The sequence below is a fragment of the Frondihabitans sp. VKM Ac-2883 genome (assembly GCF_015350875.1).
Classification (GTDB): domain Bacteria; phylum Actinomycetota; class Actinomycetes; order Actinomycetales; family Microbacteriaceae; genus Frondihabitans.
The window spans coordinates 180,624-205,736 of record NZ_JADKSF010000003.1 but is presented as its reverse complement, the minus strand read 5'-3'; the positions used below and the strand labels follow the sequence as shown (position 1 = coordinate 205,736).

22 protein-coding genes and 1 pseudogene are annotated in these 25,113 nt (G+C 67.9%); 9 read left to right on the top strand and 14 right to left on the bottom strand.

The window, feature by feature from the left end; translation table 11 throughout:
• The first annotated feature begins 8 nt into the window (after nucleotides 1-8).
• Together ITJ49_RS07165 and ITJ49_RS07160 are read left to right on the top strand one after the other, a co-directional pair.
• Complete coding sequence (locus ITJ49_RS07165; RefSeq protein ID WP_194603330.1) at nucleotides 9-1,514, top strand: D-alanyl-D-alanine carboxypeptidase/D-alanyl-D-alanine-endopeptidase; 1,506 nt, start codon at nucleotides 9-11, stop codon at nucleotides 1,512-1,514.
• The gene (locus ITJ49_RS07160; protein WP_194603326.1) at nucleotides 1,511-2,197 is read left to right on the top strand and encodes an isochorismatase family protein; all 687 of its coding nucleotides are present in this window, start codon (nucleotides 1,511-1,513) and stop codon (nucleotides 2,195-2,197) included. The genes ITJ49_RS07165 and ITJ49_RS07160 overlap by 4 nt, the downstream gene beginning before the upstream one ends.
• Before the next feature lie 716 nt (nucleotides 2,198-2,913).
• Here the strand turns inward: ITJ49_RS07160 and ITJ49_RS07155 are convergent.
• The 9 genes and pseudogenes from ITJ49_RS07155 to ITJ49_RS07115 all read right to left on the bottom strand — a co-directional run bounded on the left by ITJ49_RS07155 (nucleotide 2,914) and on the right by ITJ49_RS07115 (nucleotide 12,042).
• The gene (locus ITJ49_RS07155) at nucleotides 2,914-4,935 is read right to left on the bottom strand and encodes an ABC transporter ATP-binding protein (RefSeq protein ID WP_194603323.1); all 2,022 of its coding nucleotides are present in this window, start codon (nucleotides 4,933-4,935) and stop codon (nucleotides 2,914-2,916) included.
• Nucleotides 4,936-5,026: 91 nt separating this feature from the next.
• Entirely contained in the window at nucleotides 5,027-6,400 is a 1,374-nt protein-coding gene (locus ITJ49_RS07150) for an MFS transporter (protein ID WP_194603320.1), read from the bottom strand.
• A 212-nt stretch (nucleotides 6,401-6,612) separates the two neighbouring features.
• Nucleotides 6,613-7,206 (bottom strand): annotated as a pseudogene (gene ribA, locus ITJ49_RS07145) (GTP cyclohydrolase II); the annotation flags it as partial.
• A 26-nt stretch (nucleotides 7,207-7,232) separates the two neighbouring features.
• Entirely contained in the window at nucleotides 7,233-8,234 is a 1,002-nt protein-coding gene (gene ribD, locus ITJ49_RS07140) for a bifunctional diaminohydroxyphosphoribosylaminopyrimidine deaminase/5-amino-6-(5-phosphoribosylamino)uracil reductase RibD (RefSeq protein ID WP_194603994.1), read from the bottom strand.
• A gap of 160 nt (nucleotides 8,235-8,394) precedes the next feature.
• Nucleotides 8,395-8,952 carry a GNAT family N-acetyltransferase gene (locus ITJ49_RS07135; protein ID WP_194603314.1) on the bottom strand — a complete coding sequence of 186 codons (558 nt, stop codon included), beginning with the start codon at nucleotides 8,950-8,952 and terminating at the stop codon, nucleotides 8,395-8,397.
• Nucleotides 8,953-8,971: 19 nt separating this feature from the next.
• Nucleotides 8,972-9,997: a tryptophan--tRNA ligase gene (gene trpS, locus ITJ49_RS07130; RefSeq protein ID WP_194603311.1), complete on the bottom strand. Its 1,026-nt coding sequence runs from the start codon at nucleotides 9,995-9,997 to the stop codon at nucleotides 8,972-8,974.
• A gap of 45 nt (nucleotides 9,998-10,042) precedes the next feature.
• Nucleotides 10,043-10,888, bottom strand: coding sequence for an exodeoxyribonuclease III (locus ITJ49_RS07125; RefSeq protein WP_194603308.1), 846 nt, complete (start codon nucleotides 10,886-10,888; stop codon nucleotides 10,043-10,045).
• A 66-nt stretch (nucleotides 10,889-10,954) separates the two neighbouring features.
• Nucleotides 10,955-11,227 carry an HPr family phosphocarrier protein gene (locus tag ITJ49_RS07120; RefSeq protein WP_123942003.1) on the bottom strand — a complete coding sequence of 91 codons (273 nt, stop codon included), beginning with the start codon at nucleotides 11,225-11,227 and terminating at the stop codon, nucleotides 10,955-10,957.
• 44 nt (nucleotides 11,228-11,271) lie between these two features.
• Nucleotides 11,272-12,042 carry a DeoR/GlpR family DNA-binding transcription regulator gene (locus ITJ49_RS07115; RefSeq protein WP_055959507.1) on the bottom strand — a complete coding sequence of 257 codons (771 nt, stop codon included), beginning with the start codon at nucleotides 12,040-12,042 and terminating at the stop codon, nucleotides 11,272-11,274.
• Nucleotides 12,043-12,257: 215 nt separating this feature from the next.
• On the opposite strand from ITJ49_RS07115, the gene ptsP reads away from it, so the two are divergent.
• From ptsP to ITJ49_RS07090, 6 genes are all read left to right on the top strand, one after another.
• Entirely contained in the window at nucleotides 12,258-13,916 is a 1,659-nt protein-coding gene (ptsP, locus tag ITJ49_RS07110) for a phosphoenolpyruvate--protein phosphotransferase (RefSeq protein ID WP_123942005.1), read from the top strand.
• 58 nt (nucleotides 13,917-13,974) lie between these two features.
• On the top strand, nucleotides 13,975-15,531 hold the full coding sequence (locus ITJ49_RS07105) for a PTS mannitol transporter subunit IICB (RefSeq protein ID WP_228514187.1): 1,557 nt from the start codon (nucleotides 13,975-13,977) through the stop codon (nucleotides 15,529-15,531).
• 108 nt (nucleotides 15,532-15,639) lie between these two features.
• Nucleotides 15,640-16,077: a PTS sugar transporter subunit IIA gene (locus ITJ49_RS17565; protein WP_228514186.1), complete on the top strand. Its 438-nt coding sequence runs from the start codon at nucleotides 15,640-15,642 to the stop codon at nucleotides 16,075-16,077.
• Nucleotides 16,074-17,252 (top strand): mannitol-1-phosphate 5-dehydrogenase, encoded by a 1,179-nt coding sequence (locus tag ITJ49_RS07100; protein ID WP_194603305.1) that lies wholly within the window; start codon nucleotides 16,074-16,076, stop codon nucleotides 17,250-17,252. Before ITJ49_RS17565 ends, ITJ49_RS07100 begins: the two co-directional genes overlap by 4 nt.
• A gap of 156 nt (nucleotides 17,253-17,408) precedes the next feature.
• Nucleotides 17,409-18,455, top strand: a complete 1,047-nt coding sequence (locus tag ITJ49_RS07095; protein ID WP_194603302.1) for a DUF6177 family protein — start codon at nucleotides 17,409-17,411, stop codon at nucleotides 18,453-18,455.
• Nucleotides 18,445-18,789: a hypothetical protein gene (locus ITJ49_RS07090; RefSeq protein WP_194603299.1), complete on the top strand. Its 345-nt coding sequence runs from the start codon at nucleotides 18,445-18,447 to the stop codon at nucleotides 18,787-18,789. The genes ITJ49_RS07095 and ITJ49_RS07090 overlap by 11 nt, the downstream gene beginning before the upstream one ends.
• Before the next feature lie 161 nt (nucleotides 18,790-18,950).
• Here ITJ49_RS07090 and ITJ49_RS07085 read toward each other — a convergent pair whose 3' ends face one another.
• The 5 genes from ITJ49_RS07085 to ITJ49_RS07065 form a co-directional block, all read right to left on the bottom strand.
• A complete protein-coding gene (locus ITJ49_RS07085) occupies nucleotides 18,951-19,703 on the bottom strand; it encodes a succinate dehydrogenase iron-sulfur subunit (RefSeq protein WP_055959493.1) in 753 nt (250 codons plus the stop codon).
• Nucleotide 19,704: 1 nt separating this feature from the next.
• The gene (gene sdhA / locus ITJ49_RS07080; RefSeq protein WP_233573016.1) at nucleotides 19,705-21,519 is read right to left on the bottom strand and encodes a succinate dehydrogenase flavoprotein subunit; all 1,815 of its coding nucleotides are present in this window, start codon (nucleotides 21,517-21,519) and stop codon (nucleotides 19,705-19,707) included.
• 21 nt (nucleotides 21,520-21,540) lie between these two features.
• The gene (locus tag ITJ49_RS07075) at nucleotides 21,541-21,990 is read right to left on the bottom strand and encodes a succinate dehydrogenase hydrophobic membrane anchor subunit (RefSeq protein ID WP_055959491.1); all 450 of its coding nucleotides are present in this window, start codon (nucleotides 21,988-21,990) and stop codon (nucleotides 21,541-21,543) included.
• Between the two features lie 7 nt (nucleotides 21,991-21,997).
• Nucleotides 21,998-22,432, bottom strand: a complete 435-nt coding sequence (gene sdhC / locus ITJ49_RS07070) for a succinate dehydrogenase, cytochrome b556 subunit (protein WP_123942015.1) — start codon at nucleotides 22,430-22,432, stop codon at nucleotides 21,998-22,000.
• A 92-nt stretch (nucleotides 22,433-22,524) separates the two neighbouring features.
• Nucleotides 22,525-23,697: a glycosyltransferase family 1 protein gene (locus tag ITJ49_RS07065; protein ID WP_194603296.1), complete on the bottom strand. Its 1,173-nt coding sequence runs from the start codon at nucleotides 23,695-23,697 to the stop codon at nucleotides 22,525-22,527.
• A gap of 142 nt (nucleotides 23,698-23,839) precedes the next feature.
• On the opposite strand from ITJ49_RS07065, the gene ITJ49_RS07060 reads away from it, so the two are divergent.
• Nucleotides 23,840-24,949, top strand: a complete 1,110-nt coding sequence (locus ITJ49_RS07060; protein WP_194603293.1) for a mannose-1-phosphate guanylyltransferase — start codon at nucleotides 23,840-23,842, stop codon at nucleotides 24,947-24,949.
• Nucleotides 24,950-25,113: the final 164 nt, after the last annotated feature.

Genomic DNA, 25,113 nt, shown 5'->3' with positions numbered 1-25,113 from the left:
TGGCCTGGATGACTTCCGACGACGAGGCCACCTCGGCCGGCCCGCTTTCCCGCGCCACCGCCTTCATTCGCTCCCACCCGCGCGGCTCCGCGATCACCGGAGGGGCCCTGGCGCTGGTGCTGTTCGGCGGCTCCGCGCTCGCAGCCGGTGCGGCGACGGCCCCGACGGCGCCCTTGACGCAGGCGGGTGCAATCGCCGATACGACGCCGTCATCGTCCGCTTCGTCGACGAAGAAGGCCACCCCCAAGGCCACCTCGACCCCGAAAGCGACCGCGTCGGCCGAGCGTGCCAAACCGTCGCCCGTCGCCTCGCCCGTGCCGCTGCGCACGTGCTCCGTCGCTTCTGCGGCAGCCGACGGCCGCCTCGGCACCTTCGAAGGCACGGTCGTGAACGCAGCGACCGGTGCGACCCTCTTCGACCGCAACGGCCAGACCCCGGCGCGCACCGGAAGCGTGATGAAGACGCTCACGACGGCGACCGCGCTCTCGGTGCTCGGCCCCGACTACCGCTTCACGACCAAGGTCGTCGGCAAAGACGGCGACATCACGCTCGTCGGGGGCGGCGACGCCACTCTCTCGGCCACGCCGGCCGGTTCGGAGAGCGTCTACAGCGGAGCGCCGAAGCTCAGCGACCTAGCCACGCAGGTCAAATCGCGCCTCGGCTCGAAGACGCTCAAGTCGATCCAGCTCGACGACAGCTTCTGGAACGACGCCGACCGCTACGACGCCAGCTGGCCCCTCACCGAGCGCACCATCGGCTACCAGCCCGAGGTCGTCGCGCTCATGGTTGACGGCGATCGTGCCAACCCTGCCCTGGCGACGAGCCCGCGCAGCACCGACCCCGTCGGCCGTGCCGGTGAGGCCTTCCGCGCGGCCCTCGCCGCAGCCGGGGTCAAGGGCGCCTCGACGGCCCCTCTCACCCGCGGCGTCGCGACCAGCAAGACCGTGCTGGGGCAGGTGCAGTCGCAGCCGGTGTCGACCCTCGTCGGGCAGATGATCCCCAACAGCGACAACACGCTGGCCGAGATGTTCGCTCGCGTCTCGTCGAAGGTCTCAGGATCCGACGGCTCGGCCGCATCCCTCACCAGCGTCTACCAGGCGGCCCTCAAGAAGGCGTACAGCCTCGACTCGTCGAAGATCAAGATCGTCGACGGCTCGGGCGAGAGCGCCAACAACGGCGTTCCGACGGCCTTCGAGGCGAACCTGATGATCAAGGTGCTGAACCGCGAAGGATCCCTCGGGGTGCTGTACGACGCCCTGCCCGTCTCGGGCCAGAGCGGCACCCTGGCGACACGGTTCACCGGCGCGAACGCCGTCGCCCGTGGGGCCGTCCACGCCAAGACCGGTTGGATCGACAGCGCCTACACGCTCGCCGGAACGATCGACGCGAAAGACGGCACCAAGCTGGCGTTCGCGTTCTACGCCATCGGCAACGTCACCGGCACAGCCCGCGAGGCGCTCGACACGCTGACCACGGCCGCGTACTCGTGCGGCGCCAACCTGACCAACTCGTGACGCGCGCGCTCCTCATCGTCGACGTGCAGAACGACTTCACGGAGGGCGGAGCGCTCGGCGTCGACGGGGGAGCGGCGGTCGCGCGGGGGATCACGGCGTTGGTGCGGGGTGGTGCCGGGGGTGCTGGTGCCGGCGGTGCCTCGGGTGTGTCTGGCGCTTCTGCCTCGGGTGCGTCTGCCGCTTACGACCTCGTGGTGGCGTCGCGGGACTGGCACGATGCAGGGAACGACAACGGTGGGCATTTTGCGGGGGGCGCGGATCCTGATTTTGTTACTACCTGGCCCGTGCACTGCGTGGCCGGCACTGTCGGCGCGGACTACCACCCGAGCCTCGACACGTCTCTGATCGATGTGCACGTGTGCAAAGGGATGGGCGAGCCCGCGTACTCGATGTTCGAGGGCGTGACCGACGACGGCTCGCGCGTGGCGTCGGTACTGGCCCGAGCCGGAGTCGACTCGGTCGACGTGGTCGGCATCGCGACCGACTACTGCGTGCGGGCCTCGGCGCTCGACGCGGTGGCGCTGCTCGGGGCGGGCGCGGGTGGTTCGCGTGCTGGTGCCGGTGCTGGCGGTGTTGGTGCTGGGCGGGTGCGCGTGCTCGGCGACCTCGTCGCGGGCGTCGACCCTCGCTCGAGCGCGGCGGCTCTCGACGAGATGCGTGCTGCGGGCATCGAGGTCGTGTAGTCGCGCTGCGCTAGCTTTTGCTTCTGCCGGCGCCGAGATCGCACTTCGCGTCGGGTGCCGGCGACTTCAAGTGCGATCTCGGCGTCGTGGGCTGCCCGGGCCCTCCCGCCTGCCGCGAGATGGCCGTATCTACGATAAGCGTGGCTAAACGCCGTCGATTAGGCCATCTCGTTGAGGCTCGTGGCGGCGCCGAGATCGCATTTGGCGTCCGGTGCGATCGACCTCAACTGCGATTTCGGCGTCGTGGGTCCGCCCAGGCCCGCCCCCACGCCGCGAGATGGCCCTACCTACGTCGAGCGTGGCTAGCTCCCGTCGATTAGGCCTTCTCGTTGAGGCTCATTACCTGCGCCGAGATCGCATTTGGCGTCCGGTGCGATCGACCTCAACTGCGATCTCGGCGTCGTGGGCTGCCCGGCACTGTCCGCCCGCACGCCGCGAGATGGCCCTACCTACGTCGAGCGTGGCTAGCTCCCGTCGATTAGGCCATCTCGCGGGGGGAGCTATCGCCGTTCGCCCGTGCAGCCTCTGCGATGGCCCGCACCATCGGCCTAGAACCGCAAGAGCGGCGTGCACCCGCCAGCCAGGGCAACTGCTTAGGCCGATCGCGCGAGTGTGAGCCGATCGCGCGGGTGCGAGCCGATCGTGCGGGTGCGAGCCGATCGGGCGGGTGTGAGCCGATCGTGCGGGTGCAGCCGAAGTCAGCCAGCAGCCGCGAACTACACGAGCAGCTGGTGCTTGGCGAGATCGCGGTAGAGCGGCGTGGACTGAACCAGCTCGGAGTGCGTACCGACACCGACCACGGAGCCCTCGTCGAGCACGACGATCTGGTCGGAGTCGACAACCGTCGAGAGGCGGTGGGCGATGATGATCAGCGTGCGGTTCTCGGCGACGGCGTCGATCGCCTCGCGGAGACGCTGCTCGTTGATGCCGTCGAGAGACGAGGTCGACTCGTCGAGCAGAAGGATCGGCGGTGCCGCGAGAAGGGTGCGCGCGATGGCGAGGCGCTGCTTCTCGCCACCGGACAGCATCACGCCGTCTTCGCCGACCTGAGCGTCGAGGCCGTGCTCGCCGCGCTCGAGAACGGCGGTGAGGTTGACGGCCTCGAGCACGCGACGGCAGTCGTCGTCGGTGGCGCCGGGAGCGCCGAGCACGAGGTTGTCTCGGATCGTGCCGGCGAGCACGGGAGCGTCTTGCTCGACGTAGCCGATCTGAGCGCGGAGCTCGAAGCGATCGAGAGCCCGGATGTCGACGCCGCCGAGTCGGATCACGCCGGCCGTCGGATCGTAGAAGCGTTCGATGAGCGCGAGGATGGTCGACTTACCGGCACCTGACGGCCCGACGAGCGCGGTGCGCTTGCCCTGGGGCGCGGTGAACGAGACGCCACGGAGCACTGTCAGGCCGGACTCGACGCCTGATGACGATGCGGCCTTGGGGGTGACGGGGGCGAGGAGCTCCTCCTCGCTGGGAGGAGCGGTCGGGTAGCTGAACTCGACGCCCTCGAAGGTCAGCGAGTGGTCGGACTCGGCCACGGTTCCGGTAGTCGCAGCCGCTCGGGCCAGAGCCTCGTCGTTCGCGGTCTCACCGGGGAGATCGATGATCTCTTGGATGCGGCCGAGAGCACCGAGCGCGGAGTTGACACTCGTGACGGCGCCGAACGCCTGGCCGAGAGGCATGATCATGAGGAACAGGAACAGAATGAACGACACGAGGTCGGCGATCGTGTCGGCACCGGTCGCGACACGGTAGCCGCCCACTCCGAGGACGACCAGGAACGACACCTGCATGGCGATGCTGGCGATCGGCACGACGACGGCGGAGGCGCTCGCCACCTCGAGACCGCGGTCGTAGGCGCCGCGGGCATCGACGTCGATGGCATCGATTTCGCGCTCCGTGGCCCCGGACGCCCGGACAGTGCGAATAGACGAGATGGCGCGCTCGACGGCGGCGGTCAGGTCGCCGACCTTGCGCTGGGCCCGCTGGCTGGCAACGCGGATCCGCCGCGACAGCGTTACGACGACCACGACCGAGATGGCCACGATCAGCACAGTGAGGGCCAGCAGCACGGGATCGATGATGGCCATGCCGATGATGGCGCCGATGAAGGTGAGCGAGCCACCGACCGCATCTACGAGCCCCTGCGTGAGGACGGCCCGGAGCAGGGTGGTGTCGGAGCCGACGCGCGACACGAGGTCGCCCGTCCGTCGCGCATCGAATTCGCTGATGGGGAGGTTGAGCATCCGTGCGACGAGTCGGCGGCGGCTCGAGAGCACGACCGCCTCACCCGTTCGTTGGAGGAGGTAGTGCTGGAACCCGTTGACCAGGCCCGAGACGACCACCAGGGCGACGAGAGCGAAGACCAACGGGCCCAGGGGCTTGTTGGCCTGGACGAAGCCGATCACCTGCTGAACGAGCAGAGGCTGCGCCAGCGATGCGGCCGCACCGAGAACGCTGAGCCCGACGATCACGAAGAGCACCGGTTTGTTCTCGAAGAGGTAGGGCAGCAGCTGGCTGAACTTCGCTCTGGGCCCCTCGGGAATGGGCCGCCCGTTTCGGTCGAGACGCGGCGGGCGAGGGCGACGCGCGCGCTTCTTCGTGCCGGATGCCGAACCTGACGAAGACGCCGAATCTGATGAAGACGCCGAACCCGACGAACCCGCAGCGGACGAAGACGCCGATGCGGCAGAGGGCACCGACGCGGTCGGAGAAGCGGTGGGGCGCGAGTCGGTGTCGGAGCTCATTCTGTCCTTCTGGTGGGTGCTCCGTCGATTTTAGCCTCGCCGTCCGACACCGCCCACGAATCCCTCGGGTCTGTGGATAACAGCCAGACGGCTAGCTCAGGTTCTCGCCGTAGTCGACGTCGCGCGTTTCTTTGCTGAGCACCAGCGCTACGAGCGTGATGAGCGCCATCGCCGACAGGTAGACGCCGACGAGCCAGGTGCTTCCCTCGGCGGCTTTCCAGAGCGCCACGGCGATGAAGGGGGCGACTGCGGCGCCCAGGATGCTCGCAAAGTTGTAGCTGATGGCGGATCCTGTGTATCTGACGTTCGCGGGGAACAGCTCCGGCAGCACCGCACCCATCGGCCCGAAGGTGAGCCCCATGAGGATGAACCCGACGATCAGCAGACCCTGCGCACCGGCGAACCCGGCCCCGAAGAGCGGGGTGAACAAAAAGCCGAAGACGAGGATCCCACTGGTCACCACGAGCAGGAGGCGTCGCCGACCGAAGCGCTCGGCCAGCGGCCCCGACACGAGCGTGAAGATGCCGAAGAACGCGACACCGACGATGAGCATGAGCAGGAACTTCTCGCGGGTGTAGCCGAGCCCGGCCACGGGGGCGTCGGCTGGCGTCGTGCCGTAAGTGAGCGTGAACGTAGTCATCAGGTAGAAGAGCGTGTAGGTCGCCAGCATGATGAACGTGCCGAGGATCAGCTGACGCCAGCTGGTGCGGAACACGCGGCCGAGGGGGAGCTTCGACACGTTTCCGGTCTCGATGACCTTGGTGAACGCGGGGGTCTCGACGAGCTTGAACCGGGCGTAGAGGCCGACCGCGACGAGGAGCGCAGAGCCGAGGAACGGGATGCGCCAGCCCCAGCTCGCGAACGCCTCGGCCGACATCGACACGTTGAGCACCAGGAACAGCCCGTTGGCGATCATGAAGCCGATTGGTGCACCGAGCTGCGGGAACGTGCCGTAGATGGCGCGCTTGCCCTTGGGGGCGTTCTCTGTCGCGAGCAACGCCGCCCCGCTCCACTCGCCGCCGAGGCCGAAGCCCTGCGCGAATCGGAGGATCACAAGGAACGTCGGAGCCAGAATCGACCATCCGGTAGTTGTGCCGGCGGGAATGAGTCCGATCAAGAACGTCGCGATGCCCATCGTGAGCAGCGATGCGATGAGGGTGTTCTTCCGACCGATGCGGTCGCCGAAGTGGCCGAAGACGATCGAGCCGACCGGCCGGGCGACGAAGGCGACGCCGAAGACCGCGAACGACTGGAGCAGAGCGATCGTCGGGTCGGAGTTCGCGAAGAAGAGGGTGGGGAACACCAGCACTGCCGCGGTCGCGTAGACGTAGAAGTCGTAGAACTCGATAGAGGTGCCGATGAGGCTCGCGACGATGACGCGGGAGCGCGAGTTCACCGGCGCGGCGTCGGAGCCGGTCGTGGTGGGCTTGCCGGGTGTTGCGGGCGTGGTGGTGCGGGCTGACATGCGAGTGTCTCCGTCGCTGACGTGCAGGGTGCGAGCCCGAAAGATCGCACCGCGAGAGGCGGCGGAGAGGCGCTTCGAGAGGCGGCGCGGGGTGAGGCGGGGCTCCCGAGCATCGTCGCCACCGGGGAAGTGATCGGCCGTTTGTAACAGCCGAGTGGCAGATTACTACGACACGCCCGGCCCGTCGAACCGCGCGGCACGGTTTCGTGAACTCAGGCGGTACCGAGCGACCCTGGAAGCTGGTGACCCATCCGGTCGCGCTTGGTGTCGAGGTACGACTCGTTGAATGTGCCGACGCCGACGACGAGGGGCACCATCTCACTGACCTCGATGTCGTGCTGCGTGAGCTGCAGACGCTTGTCGGGGTTGTTCGACAGCAGCCGCACCGACGTGATGCCGAGGTCGCGCAGGATGTCGGCGGCCGCGACGTACTCGCGGGCGTCGGCGGGGAGTCCGAGCGCGAGGTTCGCGTCGAGCGTGTCGAGGCCCTCCTCCTGCAGCTTGTAGGCGCGCAGCTTGTTGATGAGGCCGATGCCTCGGCCCTCGTGGCCCCGGAGGTAGATCACCACGCCGCCGTGGTCGCGAATGGTGTCGAGGGCGGCGTCGAGTTGGGGCCCGCACTCGCATTTGAGCGACCCGAACGCTTCACCGGTGAGGCACTCCGAGTGCACGCGCACGATCGCCCCGTCGGCGGGACGCCCCGACACGATGGCAATGTGGTCGGCGCCGGTGTCGAGGTCGCGGTAGGCGCGCATGCGGAACGTGCCGTGCGTCGTCGGAACGGTGGTCTCGACTTCAAATGAGACGTGCGGTCGAACCGCGGGGGTGTCGGTCATGAAGAGCTCCCGCTCCGGGTGCGGGCGAGGATCGCGAGATCGTCGCCGAGGGGTGTGACGTGCGTCACGGTGAGACGGTGCTGCCCGTCGATCGTGTCGACGCCGAGGTCGCCGAGGGCGAGCCCGGGGCCGCCGATCAGGGTCGGCGCCAGGTAGACGAGGATGTCGTCGGCGAGACCCCGACGGATGAATTCGGAAGCGACCGTCGGCCCGCCCTCGACGAACACGGTGCGGATCTCGCGGGCGTACAGGTCGGCCAGCACCGCGTCGAGGTCGCGCGTGCCGGTGACGATCGCCTCGCGAGGGTGCTTCAGGATCCGACTGGTCGCCGGCAGGGACCGCTCGCCAACGACCACCGGCACGGGCTGGCTCGCGAGCAACTCGCCGCCGTCGCCCCGGGCGGTCAGACTCGGGTCGTCGCTGAGGACCGTGCCTGTTCCGACGAGGATGGCGTCGTGCTCCGCACGCTGCTCGTGCACGTGCTGACGAGCGGCCGCGCCCGTGATCCATTGGCTCGTGCCGTCGGCGGCCGCTGCGCGGCCGTCGAGGCTGGACGCCCATTTCACGGTGACGAACGGTCTGCCGAGCTGGACGGCGGTCAGCCATCGGCGCATCCACTCCGAGACCTCGTCGACCAGGACGCCCTCCTCGACCGGGACGCCGGCGTCTCTGAGACGCTCCTTGCCTCCGCCCGAGTGAGCACCGGGATCCTCGACGGAGAAGACGACTCGATTGATTCCCGCCTCGATGAGGGCCTCGCTGCACGGGCCCGTCCGCCCCCAGTGGTTGCAGGGCTCGAGCGTGACGACGGCGGTCAGGCCGCGTGCGTCGCCCCCGGGGAGCTTCGCGAGTGCGTCGACCTCGGCGTGCGGTGTGCCGGCCCCGCGGTGCCAGCCCTCGGCGACGGTCGCTCCGGCGTCGTCGAGCAGGACGCAGCCGACTCGAGCGTGCGGGCCGGTGACCGGACCGTGGGCGGCGAGGCTGAGCGCGTGCCGCATCGCAGTCGCGAGTCGGTCGGGGGAGAGGGGCACTGGTCGGGCTTTCGAGTAGTGGGTTGCTGTTCGACCTTAGCCAACGCCCTCCGCCGTGCTGTATTCCAGGCAGGGTCGCAGGAGAGCAGTGGTGGCGCGGCAGGCAGGGTCGGGGCGGAGAGTCGACTCAGGGTCGAGCGACGCTCTCGGCCGGCCAGCCGGGCTTTTCGGTGGTGTCGTCGGTAGCCGAGAGAATGCCCTTCCAGCACTCCGGGTGGCGCCCGCCACGGTCGGGCTGGAGCCCGGGGCCCGTACCGGTGTACCTGAAGCCGGAACGGCGGGCGACTCCGGCCGAGCCGGTGTTGCCGACGTAGCCCTCCCACCGGATGTCGGGAAGGCCCTCGTCGAAGGCCCAGTCGCTGACCAGGCGCAGTGCCTCCGTCATCAGGCCGCGCCCCCGTGCCTCGGCGGCGGACCAGAAGCCGACGTCGCGGTGCAGCAGACGGATGCTGATCATGCCGACGAGCAGGCTCGATCCGGGCTCGCGGAGCCCCCAGGTGTACTCGCGGCCGGTCGTCCAGCCGCGCTCGACCACCTGCGAGACGAAGAACTGGGCGTCGCGGAACGTGTACGGCACCGGCACCGTCGTGTACTCCTGGAGCTGTTCGTCTTGGCAGGCGTCGAAGATGGCGCCGACATCGGCCGTCCGCGGCACTTCGAGCCGCAGCCGCTTCGATTCGAGCACGAACGGCAGCATGGTGTCGTCAGCCGAGCTGTCGACCGGAAGGGCCCCGACGGACGAAGCCGATCTTGTCGTAGACCGTCGCCAGAGTCGCCTCGGCGATTTCGGCCGCGCGGTCGGCGTTGTGGGCGAGGACCCGGTCGAGCTCGGCGGGATCGTCGAGCAGCTCGAGGGTGCGTTCGCGGACCGGGGTGAACTTCTCGACGACGGCCTCGGCCACGTCGCCCTTGAGATCGCCGTAGCCGCGCCCGGCATACGACTCTTCGAGCGCGGGGATCGCGGTGCCGGTGAAGGCCGACAGGATGGCGAGGAGGTTGGAGACCCCGGGCTTGGCACCTCGGTCGAAGCGGATTTCGCGTTCGGTGTCGGTGACCGCGCTCTTGATCTTCTTCGCGGTCTTCTTCGGCTCGTCGAGCATCCAGACGATGCCGGCGTCGCTCGCCGCCGACTTGCTCATCTTCGACTCCGGGTTCTGGAGGTCGTAGATGCGCGCGGTGTCTTTGAGGATGTAGGGCTCGGGCATGACAAACGTCTCGCCGAACCTTGAGTTGAAGCGCCCGGCCAGGGTGCGCGTGAGCTCGACGTGCTGCTTCTGGTCGTCGCCGACCGGAACGAGCTCGGTGCCGTAGAGCAAGATGTCTGCGGCCATCAGCACCGGGTAGGTGAAGAGCCCGACCGATGTGGAGTCGGCGCCCTGCTTCGCCGACTTGTCTTTGAACTGGGTCATCCGGCTCGCCTCGCCGAAGCCCGTGAGCGTGTTGAGCACCCAGGCGAGCTCGGCATGGGCCGGCACGTGCGACTGGATGAAGAGAATGGACTTCGACGGGTCGATGCCACCGGCAATGTACTGCGCGGCCGTGCGGCGCGTGGTCGCCCGGAGCACCTCGGGGTCTTGCGGCACGGTGATGGCGTGCATGTCGACGACGCAGAAGAGTGCGTCGTGAGTGTCTTGCAGCGCCACCCACTGCTGGAGGGCGCCGATGTAGTTGCCGGCGTGGAGGGAGTCGCCAGACGGCTGCATGCCGGAGAAGAGACGGGGGAGTGACATTGCGTTCCTCGGAGGAAGAGAGGGGAAGGAAAGGGGGGAAGAGTTTTACAAGGAGTAGTCGACGACGACAGGGGTGTGGTCGGACCATCGCTTGTCGTACGACTCTGCACGGTCGACGGCGTAGGAGGTGACCTTGTCGGCCAGAGCTGGAGTCGCCATCTGGTAGTCGATGCGCCAACCGGAATCGTTGTCGAAGGCCTGACCGCGCCACGACCACCAGGTGTACGGCCCGTCGACCTCGCCGGCGGCCCGGCGACCGACATCGACCCAGCCGAGACCCGGGCCGGTCGTGCCGTCGACACCCTCGACGCTCGTGCCCGCCTCGCCGAAGAACCGGTCGAAGTAGGCACGCTCGCGGGGCAGGAACCCGGCGCGCTTGACGTTGCCCTTCCAGTTTTTGATGTCGAGGGGAGTGTGCCCGACGTTGAGATCGCCCGTGACCACGGCCAGCTCGTTGTGCTCCTGGAGTTCGGGAAGTCGCTTCGACATGGCGTCGAGGAACTTCCACTTCTCGTCTTGCTTGGGAGTGTCGACCTCGCCGGAGTGCACGTAGGTGCTGACGACGGTGACGATTGTGCCGTCGACGTCGTAGTCGGCCTCCAACCAGCGGCCGGCGCTGTCGAAGTCGGTCGGGCCGAGGTCGACGCGGTGGATCTCGGCCTTCTTACGGCTGGCGATAGCTACACCCGCACGACCCTTTGCGGATGCGGGGTCGTGGAGCACGTTCCACTCGGGGCCGAGGAGACCCTCGATGTCGTCTGTAGACGCCCGCACCTCCTGGATCGTGAGGATGTCGACGTCGCGGCTCTCGACCCATTCGCCCATGCCCTTGCGGTAGGCGGCGCGGATGCCGTTGACGTTGACAGTGGCGAGACGGAGACGTGAACCCATGCCGAAAAGACTACTGGCGCCCGCCGACATGAGTGTCGAGGGCGCCAGAGGGGATCAGGGGAGTGGTCAGGCTGCGTCGTGGTCGGTCGTGAGGAACTCGACCAGGGAGTCGGCGGTGGTCTCGGCGTCGTCGCCCGAGACGGTGAGGACGACCTCGTCGCCCGTGTTCACACCGAGGCCGAGCAGGCCCAGGATGCTCGCCGCGTTGACCGACTTGTCGCCCTTCGCGATGGTGACCTGGTGGCCGGAGGCCGTGACCGTCTGGACGAACAGCGACGCGGGTCGGGCGTGCAGGCCGGACGACGAGGCGACGGTGACGGTACGGGTGGCTTCGGACATGACTCCTCCAAGGGAAGTGGCTAGATGGTGATGGTGGTCGACGATCAGGCGCGGCCAGGCCAGAAGACCTCGGTGCCGGCCCCCTCGACCTCGCGGACGAGATCGAGGTTGACGCTCGGGTCAGTGATGATCGTATCGATCGCGGCGATGGGTGCGACGCGACCGAACTCCTCTCGGCCGAACTTGGTGTGATCTGCCAGGAGAACGCTTCGGCGGGCCGACTTGATGAGGGCCGACTTCACGGCCGCCTCCGAGATGTTGTGGGTGGTGAGACCCCGTTCTGGAGTGATTCCGCCGACGCTGAGGAACGCGGTGTCGACCGAGACCATGCCGACGAGCTGGTGCGTCCAGGTGCCGACCCCGGCGAGCGAGTCACGGCGGATGCTGCCGCCGAGCAGGTGGAGGTCGATGCCCGGGCGGTTGGCGACGGCCATGGCCACCGGCAGCGAATGCGTCACGACTGTTAGGCCGCGGTCAGACGGCAGCATCTGGGCGAGCAGGATCGTCGAGGTGCCGGCGTCGATGATGATCGAGCCGTTCTCGGGGATCTCGTCGACGGCCGCCTGTGCGATGACCATCTTCTCGGCCGTGTTGATGCCGCCTCGGTCGCCGACGCCCGGGTGGAAGGTGATGCGCTCCACGGGGATCGCCCCGCCGTGGGCCCTACGGACCAACCCTCGCCGCTCCAGGCTGGTGAGGTCGCGACGGATGGTCTCGGGAGTGACCTCGAGCAATTCGGCGAGGTCTCGGACATCGACCCGACCGTGCTGCCGAGCCTCTTCGACGATGCGGAGGTGGCGTTCTGGAGCGTACATCGGTCCTCATCGGTGAGAAATGGGCATCTTCGGGGTCGCAAACTCGGATCCGGAACCCAACCAAGCGCAAACAAATGTCTGTTGGTGCATTTTTAGCCCTGATTTTGTTTGTTTGTCAATTCACTTCGAGGTATGGTCGTCCTTGCGCCTCGTGCGCGTTAGTCATGCGACGACAGTCGCTCCCAGACAGCTCAGCCCAGATGAAGGAGTCTCGGATGCCCGAACTGACCGGTGTAGGCGTAGGTCGCGGTACCGCGTCCGGTCCCGTCCTCCGTATGGCCGAACCACTCGGCGAACCCGACCAGACCCCTCTCCAGGGCGACGCGGCCGACGCCAAGGCCCGAGTCGGCGAGGCGCTGGCGTTCGTCGCCGCTGATCTCGGCACGCGAGGCGCGGCAGCCGGCGGAGACGCGCAGGCCGTTCTCGAGGCACAGGCCCTCATGGCTCAGGATCCCTCGATCCTCGATGACGTCCACGCGCAGATCGACTCCGGCACGAACCCCGAGCGAGCGGTCTTCACGGCCTTCAAGTCGTTCCAAGACATCTTGAGCGGCATGGGCGGCTACATGGGCGAGCGCGCCGCCGACCTCGGCGACGTGGCTCAGCGGATCATTGCGCACCTCCGCGGCGTCAACGCTCCGGGCGTGCCCGAATCAGCCACCCCCTTCATCCTCGTCGCCCGCGACCTCGCACCGGCCGACACGGCCCTTCTCGACCTCGACAAGGTGCTCGCCCTTATCACGCGCGACGGCGGTCCCACGTCTCACACCGCGATCCTCGCCCGGTCCAAGGGCATCACGGCGATCGTCGGTGTCACCGAGGCCGAGAAGCTCAGCGACGGCGACGTCGTCATCGTCGACTCCGCTGCCGGAGTCGTCGTGACCGACCCCACCGCCGAGCAGATCGCCGACGCCGAGCAGAAGCGGGCCGAGCGTCTCGCTGCCGCCTCCGCGCCTCTCACACCAGGCGCCCTCGCCGATGGCACGAAGGTTCCCCTCCTCGCCAACCTCGGCTCCCCGAAAGACGCCGCCGCGGCTGTCGCCCTCGGCGCCGAGGGCGTCGGGCTGTTCCGCACCGAGTTCCTGTTCCTCGACGCGCCCTACGCCCCCGACGTCGCCTCGCAGAAGGCGTCGTACGTCGCCCTGCTGAAGGAGTTCCCCGGCAAGAAGGTCGTCGTCCGTGCCCTCGACGCCGGTGCCGACAAGCCTCTGCCGTTCCTCACCGACACGGGCGAAGAGAACCCGGCCCTCGGTCGCCGCGGCCTCCGTGCCCTCCGCGCCCACGAGCAGATCCTCCGCGACCAGCTCACGGCGCTCGCCGAAGCAGACGCCGAGACCGACGCCGACCTCTGGGTCATGGCGCCGATGGTCGCCGACGTCGAAGAGACCGAGTACTTCGTCGACCTGGCTCGCGAGCTCGGCATCAAGACCGCCGGAGTCATGGCCGAGGTCCCATCGCTCGCACTGATGGCCGACCAGGTGCTCGGTGTCGCTGACTTCGTCTCGATCGGCACCAACGACCTCACCCAGTACACGATGGCCGCCGACCGCATGCTCGGCACCGTCGCCTCCTACCAGGATCCCTGGCACCCGGCAGTTCTGCGCCTCGTCGCCCAGCTCGGCGAGGCCGGCGCTCGGGCATCGAAGGGCGTGGGCATCTGCGGTGAGGCGGCGAGCGATCCGCTCCTCGCAGTCGTGCTCGTCGGCCTCGGCGCCACCACCCTCTCCATGACGCCCGCGGCCCTGGCCGATGTGCGCGCGGAACTCTCGACTCACACCCTCGACGAGGCGAAGGCGATGGCTCAGGCCGCCGTCGCCGCTCCGTCGGCTGCTGCGGCTCGTGCCGCGGCGGCGTCCTCCGTCTCCACCTCGTAATCAGCAACCCTTCCCTCCCGCATCACAACCCCCCACCACACGACAGAAAGATCCGACAATGACAACGACGTCTCCTGACGCCCGAGTGAAGGAAAGCGAAGGCGCCCGCGTTCGCATCCAGCGCTTTGGTGCCTTCCTCTCCGGCATGGTCATGCCCAACATCGCGATCTTCATCGCGTGGGGCTTCATCACCGCCTTCTTCATCGAGACCGGCTGGACTCCGGTCGGCATCCTCGGCGGCTTCGGCACCACCGACGGGGTGGCCAACATCGGCCTCGTCTCGCCGATCCTCACCTACCTGATCCCCCTCGCGATCGCCTTCCAGGGTGGCCGCATGGTCTATGACACCCGCGGCGCCGTCGTCGGATCGATCATGGCCATGGGTGTCATCGTCGGTGCGAACGGCACCATCATGATCCTCGGTGCGATGGTCTGTGGCCCCCTCGGCGCATTCCTCATCAAGCGCCTCGACCGCATCTGGGACGGCAAGATCAAGCCCGGCTTCGAGATGCTGGTCAACAATTACGCCGCCGGCATCCTCGGCTTCGCTCTCGCCCTCATCGGCTTCTTCTGGCTCGCGCCGCTCTTCAAGCTGATCGCCACCGGCCTCGGCAACGCGGTCGAGACCCTCATCAACGCCGGTCTGCTGCCGCTCGCCAGCATCATCATCGAGCCCGCCAAGATCCTGTTCCTCAACAACGCGATCAACCACGGCGTGCTCGACCAGCTCGGCGCCCAGCAGGTCCAGGACTCCGGCAAGTCGATCCTGTTCCTGCTCGAGGCCAACCCCGGCCCCGGTCTCGGAATCCTCCTCGCCTTCACCTTCTTCGGAATCGGTGCGGCCCGTGCCTCGGCTCCCGGCGCGATCATCATCCAGTTCTTCGGTGGAATCCACGAGATCTACTTCCCGTTCGTACTGCAGAAGCCTCAGCTGCTGCTTGCCGTCATCCTCGGTGGCGCCACCGGCGTCGGCACGAACGTCGCGTTCAACTCGGGTCTCGTCGCACCGGCCTCGCCCGGCTCGATCATCGCCGTCCTGGCCAACACGTCGCGTGACAGCTACGTCGGCGTGATCCTCTCGGTCGTCCTCTCGGCAGCCGTTTCGGGTGTCGTCGCCTCGCTGCTCCTCATCGCCAGCCGCAAGAGCGACCTGGCTCGTGAGGGCGCCGGCGACATGACCGAGGCGCTCGCGAAGATGCAGGCCTCCAAAGGCCGCGACGCCAACGCCGCGACCACCGCGCTGTTCGGCAACAACGCCCCCGCGACCGAAGAAGAGGCCGAGTCCTCCTTCGGCGGCGTCGGAACCGCCGGCGGAACCACGACGGCGACGCGCATCGACAACATCGTGTTCGCCTGCGACGCCGGAATGGGCTCCAGCGCCATGGGTGCGAGCGTGCTCCGCAACAAGATCAAGAAGGCCGGCATCGAAGGGGTCACGGTCTTCAACAAGTCGATCGCCAACCTCACCGGTGACGAGCAGCTCATCATCACGCACCAGGATCTGACCGCCCGTGCCAAGCAGAAGAACCCCACTGCCCAGCACATCTCCGTCGACAACTTCATGAACTCGCCGAAGTACGACGAGGTCGTCAACGAGATCTCGCACCGGAACTGATCCGCGGCCGGGTCGAATTGCTCAAGGATCCGACCCGGCTCACGATTCACACCAAGGACGGCGCCCTTTCGAGGGCGCCGTCCGTCGAACGAAAGTAGCATCAGAGTTATGACCGATTCCGTCCTGCAGAAGAGCCAGATCAAAGCCGAAGGCACCGCCACCACCAAGTTGGAGGCGATGCGAGAGGCCAGCGAGATCCTTCTGGAGGCGGGCTCGGTCACCGCCGACTACCTGCCCGCCATGATCGAGCGCGAGAAGAGCGTCTCGACCTACATGGGCAACTTCCTTGCGATCCCGCACGGCACCAACGAGGCGAAAAACGCGATCCTGAAGTCGGCCCTCTCATTCGTCCGCTACACGACCCCGATCGACTGGGACGGCAACCCCGTCCACTTCGTCGTCGGCATCGCCGGCATCGAGAACGAGCACCTCGACATCCTCTCCAAGATCGCGATCATCTTCTCCGACGACGACCAGGTGCAGGCGCTTCGCGATGCCGACGGCGTCGACGAGATCTTTACGCAGCTCGAAGAGGTCAACGAGTGAGCGACAGCACCGACTCGACTCCCGGCACCGCCGTCCACTTCGGCGCCGGTAACATCGGCCGCGGCTTCGTCGGCCTGCTGCTGCACGAGGCCGGTTACGAGGTCGTCTTCTCTGACGTCAACGCCGAGCTGATCGACGAACTCGCCGCCGCCGACTCCTATGTGGTGCACGAGGTCGGAACGGGTGCCCGCGACCACGAGGTCACTCGGTTCCGCGCGCTCAACTCGTCGGCCGATCCGGCGGCGGTCGTCCAGGCCGTCGCCACCGCCGACATCGTCACCTGCGCCGTGGGCCCGAACGTGCTGCGCTTCATCGCGCCGGCGATCGCCGAGGGCCTCGCAGCGCGCGACGCCGCGCTGCCCAAACTCGCCGTTCTCGCCTGCGAGAATGCGATCAACGCGACCGACCGTCTCGAGGAGTTCATCGTCGCCGCCCTGCCGGGCGGAGCCTCGGATCCTTCGCTCGCGAAAGCGATCTTCGCCAACACTGCCGTCGACCGCATCGTGCCGGCGCAGGCCCCGGGCCAGGGCCTCGACGTCACCGTCGAGACCTACTTCGAGTGGGCCATCGACCGCACGCCGTTCGAGGGCGCTGAGCCCGAGATTCCGGGAGTCCACTGGGTCGACGGTCTCGAAGCCTCGATCGAGCGGAAGCTCTTCACCGTCAACACCGGCCACGCGACGACGGCGTACTTCGGTTTCGCCGCCGGCGCCGAAAAGATCTCGGACGCCATCGCGCTGCCCGAGGTCCGTACCGCCGTCGAGGCAGTCCTCACTGAGACGAGCGCGCTGCTCATCGCCAAGCACGAGCTCGACCCGGCCGAGCACGCGAAATACGTCGCGGCGATCCTGACGCGCTTCGAGAACGCGAGCCTGCCCGACACGGTTACCCGTGTTGGTCGCCAACCGCTCCGCAAGCTGTCGCGAGACGAGCGGTTTGTATCGCCCGGTGCGGCCATCGCCGAGTCGGGAACCGAGCCGACGGCGCTGCTCGACGCGATGGGCGCAGCGTTGAAGTTCGACGTCGCCGACGACGAGCAGAGCGTCGAGCTGCAGGCGATGCTGGCCGACACCTCGCTCGACGACGAGACCGTCGCGACGACGATCACGGGCCTCGATGCCGGGCACCCGCTCGTCGCCCCGTTCGCCGCACGAGTAGCTGCCGCGCGCGCCTAACCCGCACCTCGACCGACTTGAATCGGCCACCCCGACGCGAAGACCGTGTCGGGGTGGCCGATTCGTGTCTGGCCGCTGTGGTGGCTGACGAGTTCGCACCGCCCAGGATCCAACCCGGCTGGGCCGGTCGCGCACCCGCGGGAGTTCACTGGGCGGGTGGGCACACCGATACGCCACCCTCTGATCGACGAGGTCACTCCGCACGTCGTGCGGATCGACTCTCGGGCGGTCGTGGCGCGCCTGAGTCCGCCGCTCGCCGACCTGCTGGCTCGGCCAGCTCTCGGCGGGAGGCGCTTCGTGCTCGTCACCCCCGACACGTCGCGGCTCACGATCGGGCTCCGGGCTGCGCTGGTCGCCGCCGGGGGCGTCTGGGCGGTGACGACCCTGACCGGATTTCGCGACGGGATCACCGGTGTCGAATGCGCGTCGATCGACGAAGCCGTCGAGCCACCCGTGGGGCAGCCTGGACAGGAGGCCGACGGTGGTCAGCCCGCCGCTCCGTGGGAGCAGGCTGTCGCCGACACTACGCAGCTCAGCATCGACGTGGCGCTGCTGCACGCGGAGGCGCACGACACCGTGCTCGGCGGGGCGCTCGAGGCCCTGGCCGACGCCGTTTCGGGGACGAAGCCGCTCGTGTGGGGCCGGACCGAGCCGCTTGATCACGTCTGGGATCGCTGGGTGCTCACGCAAGACGCACGGCATCGTGCTCCGGTGCCGTCTCGGATCCTCGTCGAGGGAGACCGTCTCTCCGCCGCCGTCACCGCCCGTGTCTCCGACGAGGGGATCGAAGAGACCATCGCGCTGACCGTGGAGGTGCCGGGCGGAATCGACGGGCTCGACCGTGCGATCGACCGGCTCCGGGCTGCGCTGGCCGAGCTCAGCAGGCGTTCGACGCCGACCTTCGCGCTCGTGCTGGCCCGCGTCGGCGAACCGGATCGGTGTCTGCGACCCGTCGAGTACCCGCCGCCGAACCCGGTCGCGCTCTTGATCGGTGCACCCTCAGTGGCACGCCTTGACCTCGGGAGCCGGGACTTCGCCGCCGAGCAGGACGTGGTCGTCGTGGGCAGACCCGCGGAGCCCGCCTACCTCGTGGCGCTGGGGAGTGCGGCCCGCTCGGGGTGGGAGAGGCTCAACGACGCGCTCAGGTCGGTCGGCGGTGAGCCTATTGAGCGGCGCGGCAGACGGGATCCCCATGCCCCGTGAGATCACAATTCTGAGCCCGGTTGACTTCGGCCTCACCGCTGTCGCGACGGCGTCGGAGGGGTTCGGTGGAGCGGTCGAGGTACGCGAGATCGATGCGGGGGCGGCACTCCAGGTCATGGCCGGCGACGGGGCCGTGCTCCTCACCGTGTATCGACCGCTCCTGCTGAAGAGCGCTGGCGAGGTCACTCGACTGCTGCCCGACGCACCCGACGTGGCGCTGCCGATCTGGTGGAGTGATGGGTTCTCGCCTCTCGGCAGCTCCGGTGAGGCGGGAGTGTCGATCGCGCTGCGGCTCGCTCTCGCGCTCGACGCGGTGTGTGTGGTCGCTGACTAGGGGGTGTGCGAGCCGATTGGATCCTCGCGATCGGCGCCGACCGGCACGATGGGCGCCGACGCAGTCAGCGAGATGGCACAAACAACGCCCGATCAGAGTGACCGGGCGTCGTTAGGGCCATCTCGCGAGCAAGCGGCATGCGGCGTGAGGAAGCGCTGGGCCTACGCGTGACCCCGCAGAACGGCAGCCTTGACCTCGGCGATCGCCTGGGTCACCTGGATGCCACGCGGGCACGCCTCGGTGCAGTTGAACGTAGTGCGGCAACGCCACACGCCCTCTTTGTCGTTGAGGATATCGAGGCGGACCTCGGAAGCCTCGTCGCGCGAGTCGAAGATGAAGCGGTGCGCATTGACGATGGCCGCCGGGCCGAAGTACTGGCCGTCGGTCCAGAAGACGGGGCACGACGAAGTGCACGCGGCGCAGAGGATGCACTTCGTGGTGTCGTCGAAGCGGGCGCGCTGCTCCGCCGACTGAAGTCGCTCTTTGTCGGGCTTCGACGAGGACTGCAGGAAGGGCTGCACTTCGCGGTAGGAGGCGAAGAAGGGCTCCATGTCGACGACGAGGTCTTTCTCGAGGGGCAGACCCTTGATCGCCTCGACGTAGACAGGCTTCGAGATGTCGAGGTCTTTCATGAGCGTCTTGCAGGCAAGACGATTGCGGCCGTTGATCCGCATAGCGTCGGAGCCACAGACGCCGTGGGCGCACGAGCGGCGGAAGGTCAGCGAGCCGTCTTGCTCCCACTTGATCTGGTGCAGCGCGTCGAGCACGCGGTCAGTCGGAAGCATCTCGACCGAGAACTCCTGCCAGCGGGGTTCGGTGTCGGTGTCGGGATCGAAGCGGCGGATCATCATCGTCGCGGTGAACTTCTGGATCGCGTCGGCTGCTGCCGGACGCTCTTCGAGGACGGTGCTCATGTCAGTACTTCCGTTCCATCGGCTGGTAGTTCGTGATGACGACCGGCTTCGTGTCGAGTTTGATGTGGTCGCCGGCGTCAGCTGAGTGCGCGTCGCCCGTAAGGTAGGCCATCGTGTGCACGAGCCACTTCTCGTCGTCGCGCTTCGGGAAGTCTTCGCGGAAGTGACCGCCGCGGCTCTCCTGGCGGGACAGCGCCGAGTAGACGACGACCTCCGCGAGGTCGAGCAGGAAGCCGAGCTCGATCGCCTCGAGCAGGTCGGTGTTGAAGCGCTTGCCCTTGTCTTGCACCGAGATGTTCAAGAACCGCTCGCGCAGCTCCTCGATCTTCTCGGTCACCGCGGTCAGCGTCTCTTCGGTGCGGAACACCTGGGCGTTGTCGTCCATCGAGTCTTGGAGCTCTTTGCGGAGTGTTGCGATCCGCTCGGTGCCGGTAGCCCCTCGCACCTGATCGATGAGGCCTTTCACGAAGTCGGCTGCGTCGTCGGGGAGCGGCACGAAGTCGGCGGTCTTGACGTACTCGACGGCGTTATCGCCGGCTCGCTTGCCGAAGACGTTGATGTCGAGCAGCGAGTTGGTGCCGAGACGGTTGGAGCCGTGCACGCTGACGCAGGCGCACTCGCCGGCGGCATAGAGGCCGGGCACGACCGTGGTGTTGTCGGCGAGCACCTCGGCCTTGACGTTGGTGGGGATGCCACCCATCGCGTAGTGAGCCGTCGGGAGCACAGGAACGGGCTCGGTGTACGGCTCGACGCCGAGGTAGGTGCGCGCGAACTCGGTGATGTCGGGCAGCTTGGCATCGATCACCTCAGGAGAGAGATGAGTGATGTCGAGGTACAAATAGTCTTTGTTCGGGCCGGCGCCGCGACCCTCGCGGATCTCGGTGCGCATGCACCGGGCGATGATGTCGCGGGGCGCCAGGTCTTTGATGGTGGGGGCGTAGCGCTCCATGAAGCGTTCGCCCTCGCTGTTGCGGAGGATGGCGCCCTCGCCGCGGGCCGCCTCTGACAGGAGGATGCCGAGGCCCGCGAGGCCGGTGGGGTGGAACTGGAAGAACTCCATGTCTTCGAGCGGGAGGCCCTTGCGCCAGATGATGCCAACGCCGTCGCCGGTGAGCGTGTGCGCGTTCGAGGTCGTCTTGTAGATCTTGCCGAATCCGCCCGTCGCGAAGATGACGGCCTTGCCCTGGAACACGTGCAGCTCGCCGGTCGAGAGCTCGTAGGCGACGACGCCCGCGGGGCGCTTCTCACCGTCGACCTCGGTCATGATCAGGTCGAGCACGTAAAACTCGTTGAAGAAGTTGATGCCCAGCTTGACGCAGTTCTGGAAGAGCGTCTGCAGGATCATGTGGCCGGTGCGGTCGGCCGCGTAGCAGGCGCGGCGCACGGGTGCCTTGCCGTGCTCGGACGTGTGGCCACCGAAGCGACGCTGGTCGATCTTGCCCTCGGGGGTGCGGTTGAACGGCAGCCCCATGTTCTCGAGCTCGAGCACAGCGGTGATTGCCTCTTTGGCGAGGATCTCGGCGGCGTCCTGGTCGACGAGGTAGTCGCCGCCCTTGACGGTGTCGAAGGTGTGCCACTCCCAGTTGTCGTCTTCGACGTTCGCGAGAGCCGCGGCCATTCCGCCCTGAGCCGCACCGGTGTGCGAGCGGGTCGGGTACAGCTTCGAGATCACGGCGGTCGACGCACCGGCACCGGCCTGAATGGCGGCGCGCATTCCGGCACCACCGGCACCGACGATGACGATGTCGTGCTGGTGGTAGTGGATGCCGTCAACGGTGCGTGTCGGGGCGGTGGAGGAATCGGGGATGTCTGACACGAGAGCCTTACGAGAGAGGGATTACTGGGCCGGGCAGAACGACGGGAGGTCGCTCGGAAGTGCGCCGGCGGGGCAGGGGCTGAAGGTCCACACGACGAGCGTGCCGAGCACGAGCAGGACGACGCTGGAGATGAGCAGGGCCAGCACGATGATCTTGCGGAGGCGCTGGTTGCCCACGTAGTCGTTCACGATCGTGCGCATGCCGTTCGAGCCGTGGATCAGGGCGAGCCACAGCAAGAGGGTGTCCCAGACCTTCCAGAACGGGTTGGCCCATTTGCCGGCGACGAAGCCGAAGTCGATGGCCTTGACGCCGCCCTCGCCCGCGATCAGGTTGGTGAAGAGGTGGGCGAAGATCAGCACGACGAGCAGCACGCCGCTGCCGCGCATGTACAGCCAGCCCCACTTCTCGAAGTTGGTGCTGCGCTTCGACACCCGCGCCGAGCGGGGAGCTTCGATGGTCTCGGTGGTCATCAGTGCATCACTCCGAGAAGACGTTCATGAGCTGGCGGGGGACGAAGCCGATGAGGAGGATGATCCACAGCGCGATCACGATCCAGAACATCAACCTCTGGTGCTTCGTGCCGTTGCCCCAGAAGTCGATGAGGATGATGCGCAGCCCGTTGAGGGCGTGGAAGCCGATCGCGGCGACGAGAGCCGTCTCGCCGAGCCCCATGATGGGCGTCTTGTAGGTGCCGATCACGGCGTTGTAGGCCGCGGGGCTGACCCGTACGAGAGCGGTGTCGAGAATGTGCACCAGGAGGAAGAAGTAGATCGACACACCGGTGATGCGGTGGAGCACCCACGACCACATGCCTTCACGACCGCGGTAGAGCGTTCCCTGCACGCGACCAGGTCGGGGTGCGGGGATCTTCGGTGCGGGGGATCCGGTAAGGACCCCTGTCTGCTCGGCCATGAGCAACCCTCCAACTGGTCGGGGTGTGTCCGTAAGAAAAACTATTCCATCCTAGGCATCAGCCGAGAGCGGCCCGGACGGGGCCCTTCGACTTATCTCGATACCGAGAGAATGCTGGGACGCCGGGCGGCCGGCCTTGCGACACCGGTGACGAAGGTCGAGCGTGCCGTCTCGTAGTGCTCGATGAGCTCGTCGCCGAGGGCCGTCCAGGTGCGCGCGACGACGGCGCGACGGCCGGCCTCGCCGAGTCGGGCCCGCTGCTCGGGCGACTCGACGAGAGACAGCACGGCGCGGCGGAGCGAGTGCTCGTGCCGAGGGTCGAAGAGGTAGCCGTCGACGCCGTGGCGCACCAGGTCGAGCGGCCCTCCGGCGGCGGGTGCGACGACCGGCAGACCCGAGGCGTGTGCCTCCTGCAGCGTCTGGCCGAAGGTCTCGGTCGTGCCCGTGTGGACGAAGACGTCGAACGCCGCGTACGCCGTAGCGAGCTCCTCCCCGCGGAGGGCGCCCGTGAACACTGGGTCAAGCGGCGCGAGCTTGCGAGCGAGGGCACCCCGGCTCGGACCGTCTCCGACGACGACCAGCCGGATGTCTCGGATCCTGCGCAGCGCCGTTAGCCGCTCGAGCTCCTTCTCGGGTGCCAGGCGCCCCACGTAGCCGACGACGACCCGGTCGTCGCCGCCGAACGACGAGCGCAGGATCCGAGTGCTCGCCTCGAGACGCCGGTTTGGGTGATAGAGGGCCGAGTCGACCCCTCGCCCCCACGTGGCGAGCGATTGGACGCCGATCCGCTCGAGGTCGCGGCGCGACGCCTGCGACGGCACGAGCGTGAGGGTCGCCCCCTGGTGCACGCGGCGGATCAGCTTCCAGACGAGAGCGGTTCCGGCGGCGCCGAAGCCGTTGCGGCCGGCGTATTTGGCCATATCGGTCTGGAAGATGGCCACGCTCGGCACACCGAGGCGGGCCGCCGCGGTGATCGCCTGGGCGCCGAGCACGAGGGGCGACGCGGCGTGCACGACGTCGGGGTCGAAGCCGGCGAGGAGGGCGCTCAGCTGGGGGCCGGGGATGCCGACCGGAAACTGGCGGTAGCCCACCGCCGGCATGCGGTGGACCGGAAAACCGGCGAAGCGATCGGGCCCGCGCCCGGCCGGGGCGATCACCATCGCCTCGTGGCCGCGGTCACGCAGGTGCTCCAGCACCCGGCACACGCTCGTGGTGACCCCGTTCAAGGTCGGCAGGAAGCTCTCGGTGACGATGGCTACGCGCAATCTGTTCCCCTCGGTTGCTGCTTGGAGGCTAGAAGCCCGGCGTGACGGGGGAGTGGCGGTGCTGTGAACGGCGGGTAGCGCGAGAGGGGCCGGGTCAGGGGCTTCTCGCGGATCCTCGGCGGCTCGCCGATAGGGTGTGGCCATGACAGCACTCGACCGCTTCTACAGCATCATCCCGGCCGGCGGGATCGGCTCGCGCCTCTGGCCGCTCAGCCGGGCCGACGCCCCCAAGTTCTTGCACGACCTCACCGGCAGCGGATCGACGCTGCTCCGGGGCACGTGGGATCGCTTGGCGCCGCTCAACGGCGATCAGCGGATCATGGTGGTCACCGGTCGCTCGCACCGGGCCGCCGTCGAGGGGCAGCTGCCCGACCTCCACGACCACAATGTGGTGCTCGAGTCGGAGCCCAAAGACTCGACCGCGGCGATCGGCCTGGCCGCCGCCATTCTGGTGAAGCGCGAGCCCGACGTGATCATCGGCTCGTTCGCGGCCGACCATGTCATCGCCGACCAGCGCGGTTTCGTCCGCGCCGTGAAGGAGGCCATCGCGGCCGCCGACGCGGGCTACATCGCGACCATCGGCATCACGCCCACCGAGCCCGCAGTCGGATTCGGGTACATCCACCGGGGCGAACCCCTCGAGATCGAGGGGGCGCCGCACGCCGCCGCCGTCACCTCGTTCGTCGAGAAGCCCGAGTTCGAGACCGCCGAGGCCTACCTCGCCGACGGCAACTACCTCTGGAACGGCGGCATGTTTATCTCGCGCGCCGACCGCCTCCTCGAGCAGCTCGGCGAGACGCGCCCGGAGCTGCTCGCCGGGCTGCTCGAACTGGCCGACGCCTGGGACACCCCGGCCAGGGGAGCCGTCGTCGACCAGATCTGGCCGAACCTCGAGAAGATCGCCATCGACTACACGGTCGCCGAGCCCGCTGCCGCTCAGGGGCGCCTTGCGGTGATCCCGGGCGACTTCGACTGGGACGACGTGGGCGACTTCGCCTCGATCGCCAAGCTGCACTCGAAGGGGCGCGCCTCCGATCTCGCGATCCTCGGCGAGAACGCGCGCGTGCTCGCCGACTCGTCGTCGGGCATCGTCGTCAGCCAGGGCGACCGTCTCATCTCGCTGATCGGTGTCACCGACATCGTCGTGGTCGACACCCCGGACGCCCTGCTCGTCACGACGAGCGCCAACGCGCAGCGGGTGAAGAGCGTCGTCGACGCGCTCAAGCTCTCGGGGCGCAACGACGTCCTCTGAGCTGCCCGGCCGAAGCGAGCGGCACCGGGAATCGCTAGCACATCGCAGATATCGGCGCTGTTTCGCGTTGGTCGCGAGTCGGTAACGCTTGAGTCAACCGGGTCGACCGTGGTCAATACACCGCGTCACTTTGGGTAACCTGCCAGACATAGTGCTCAGCACCC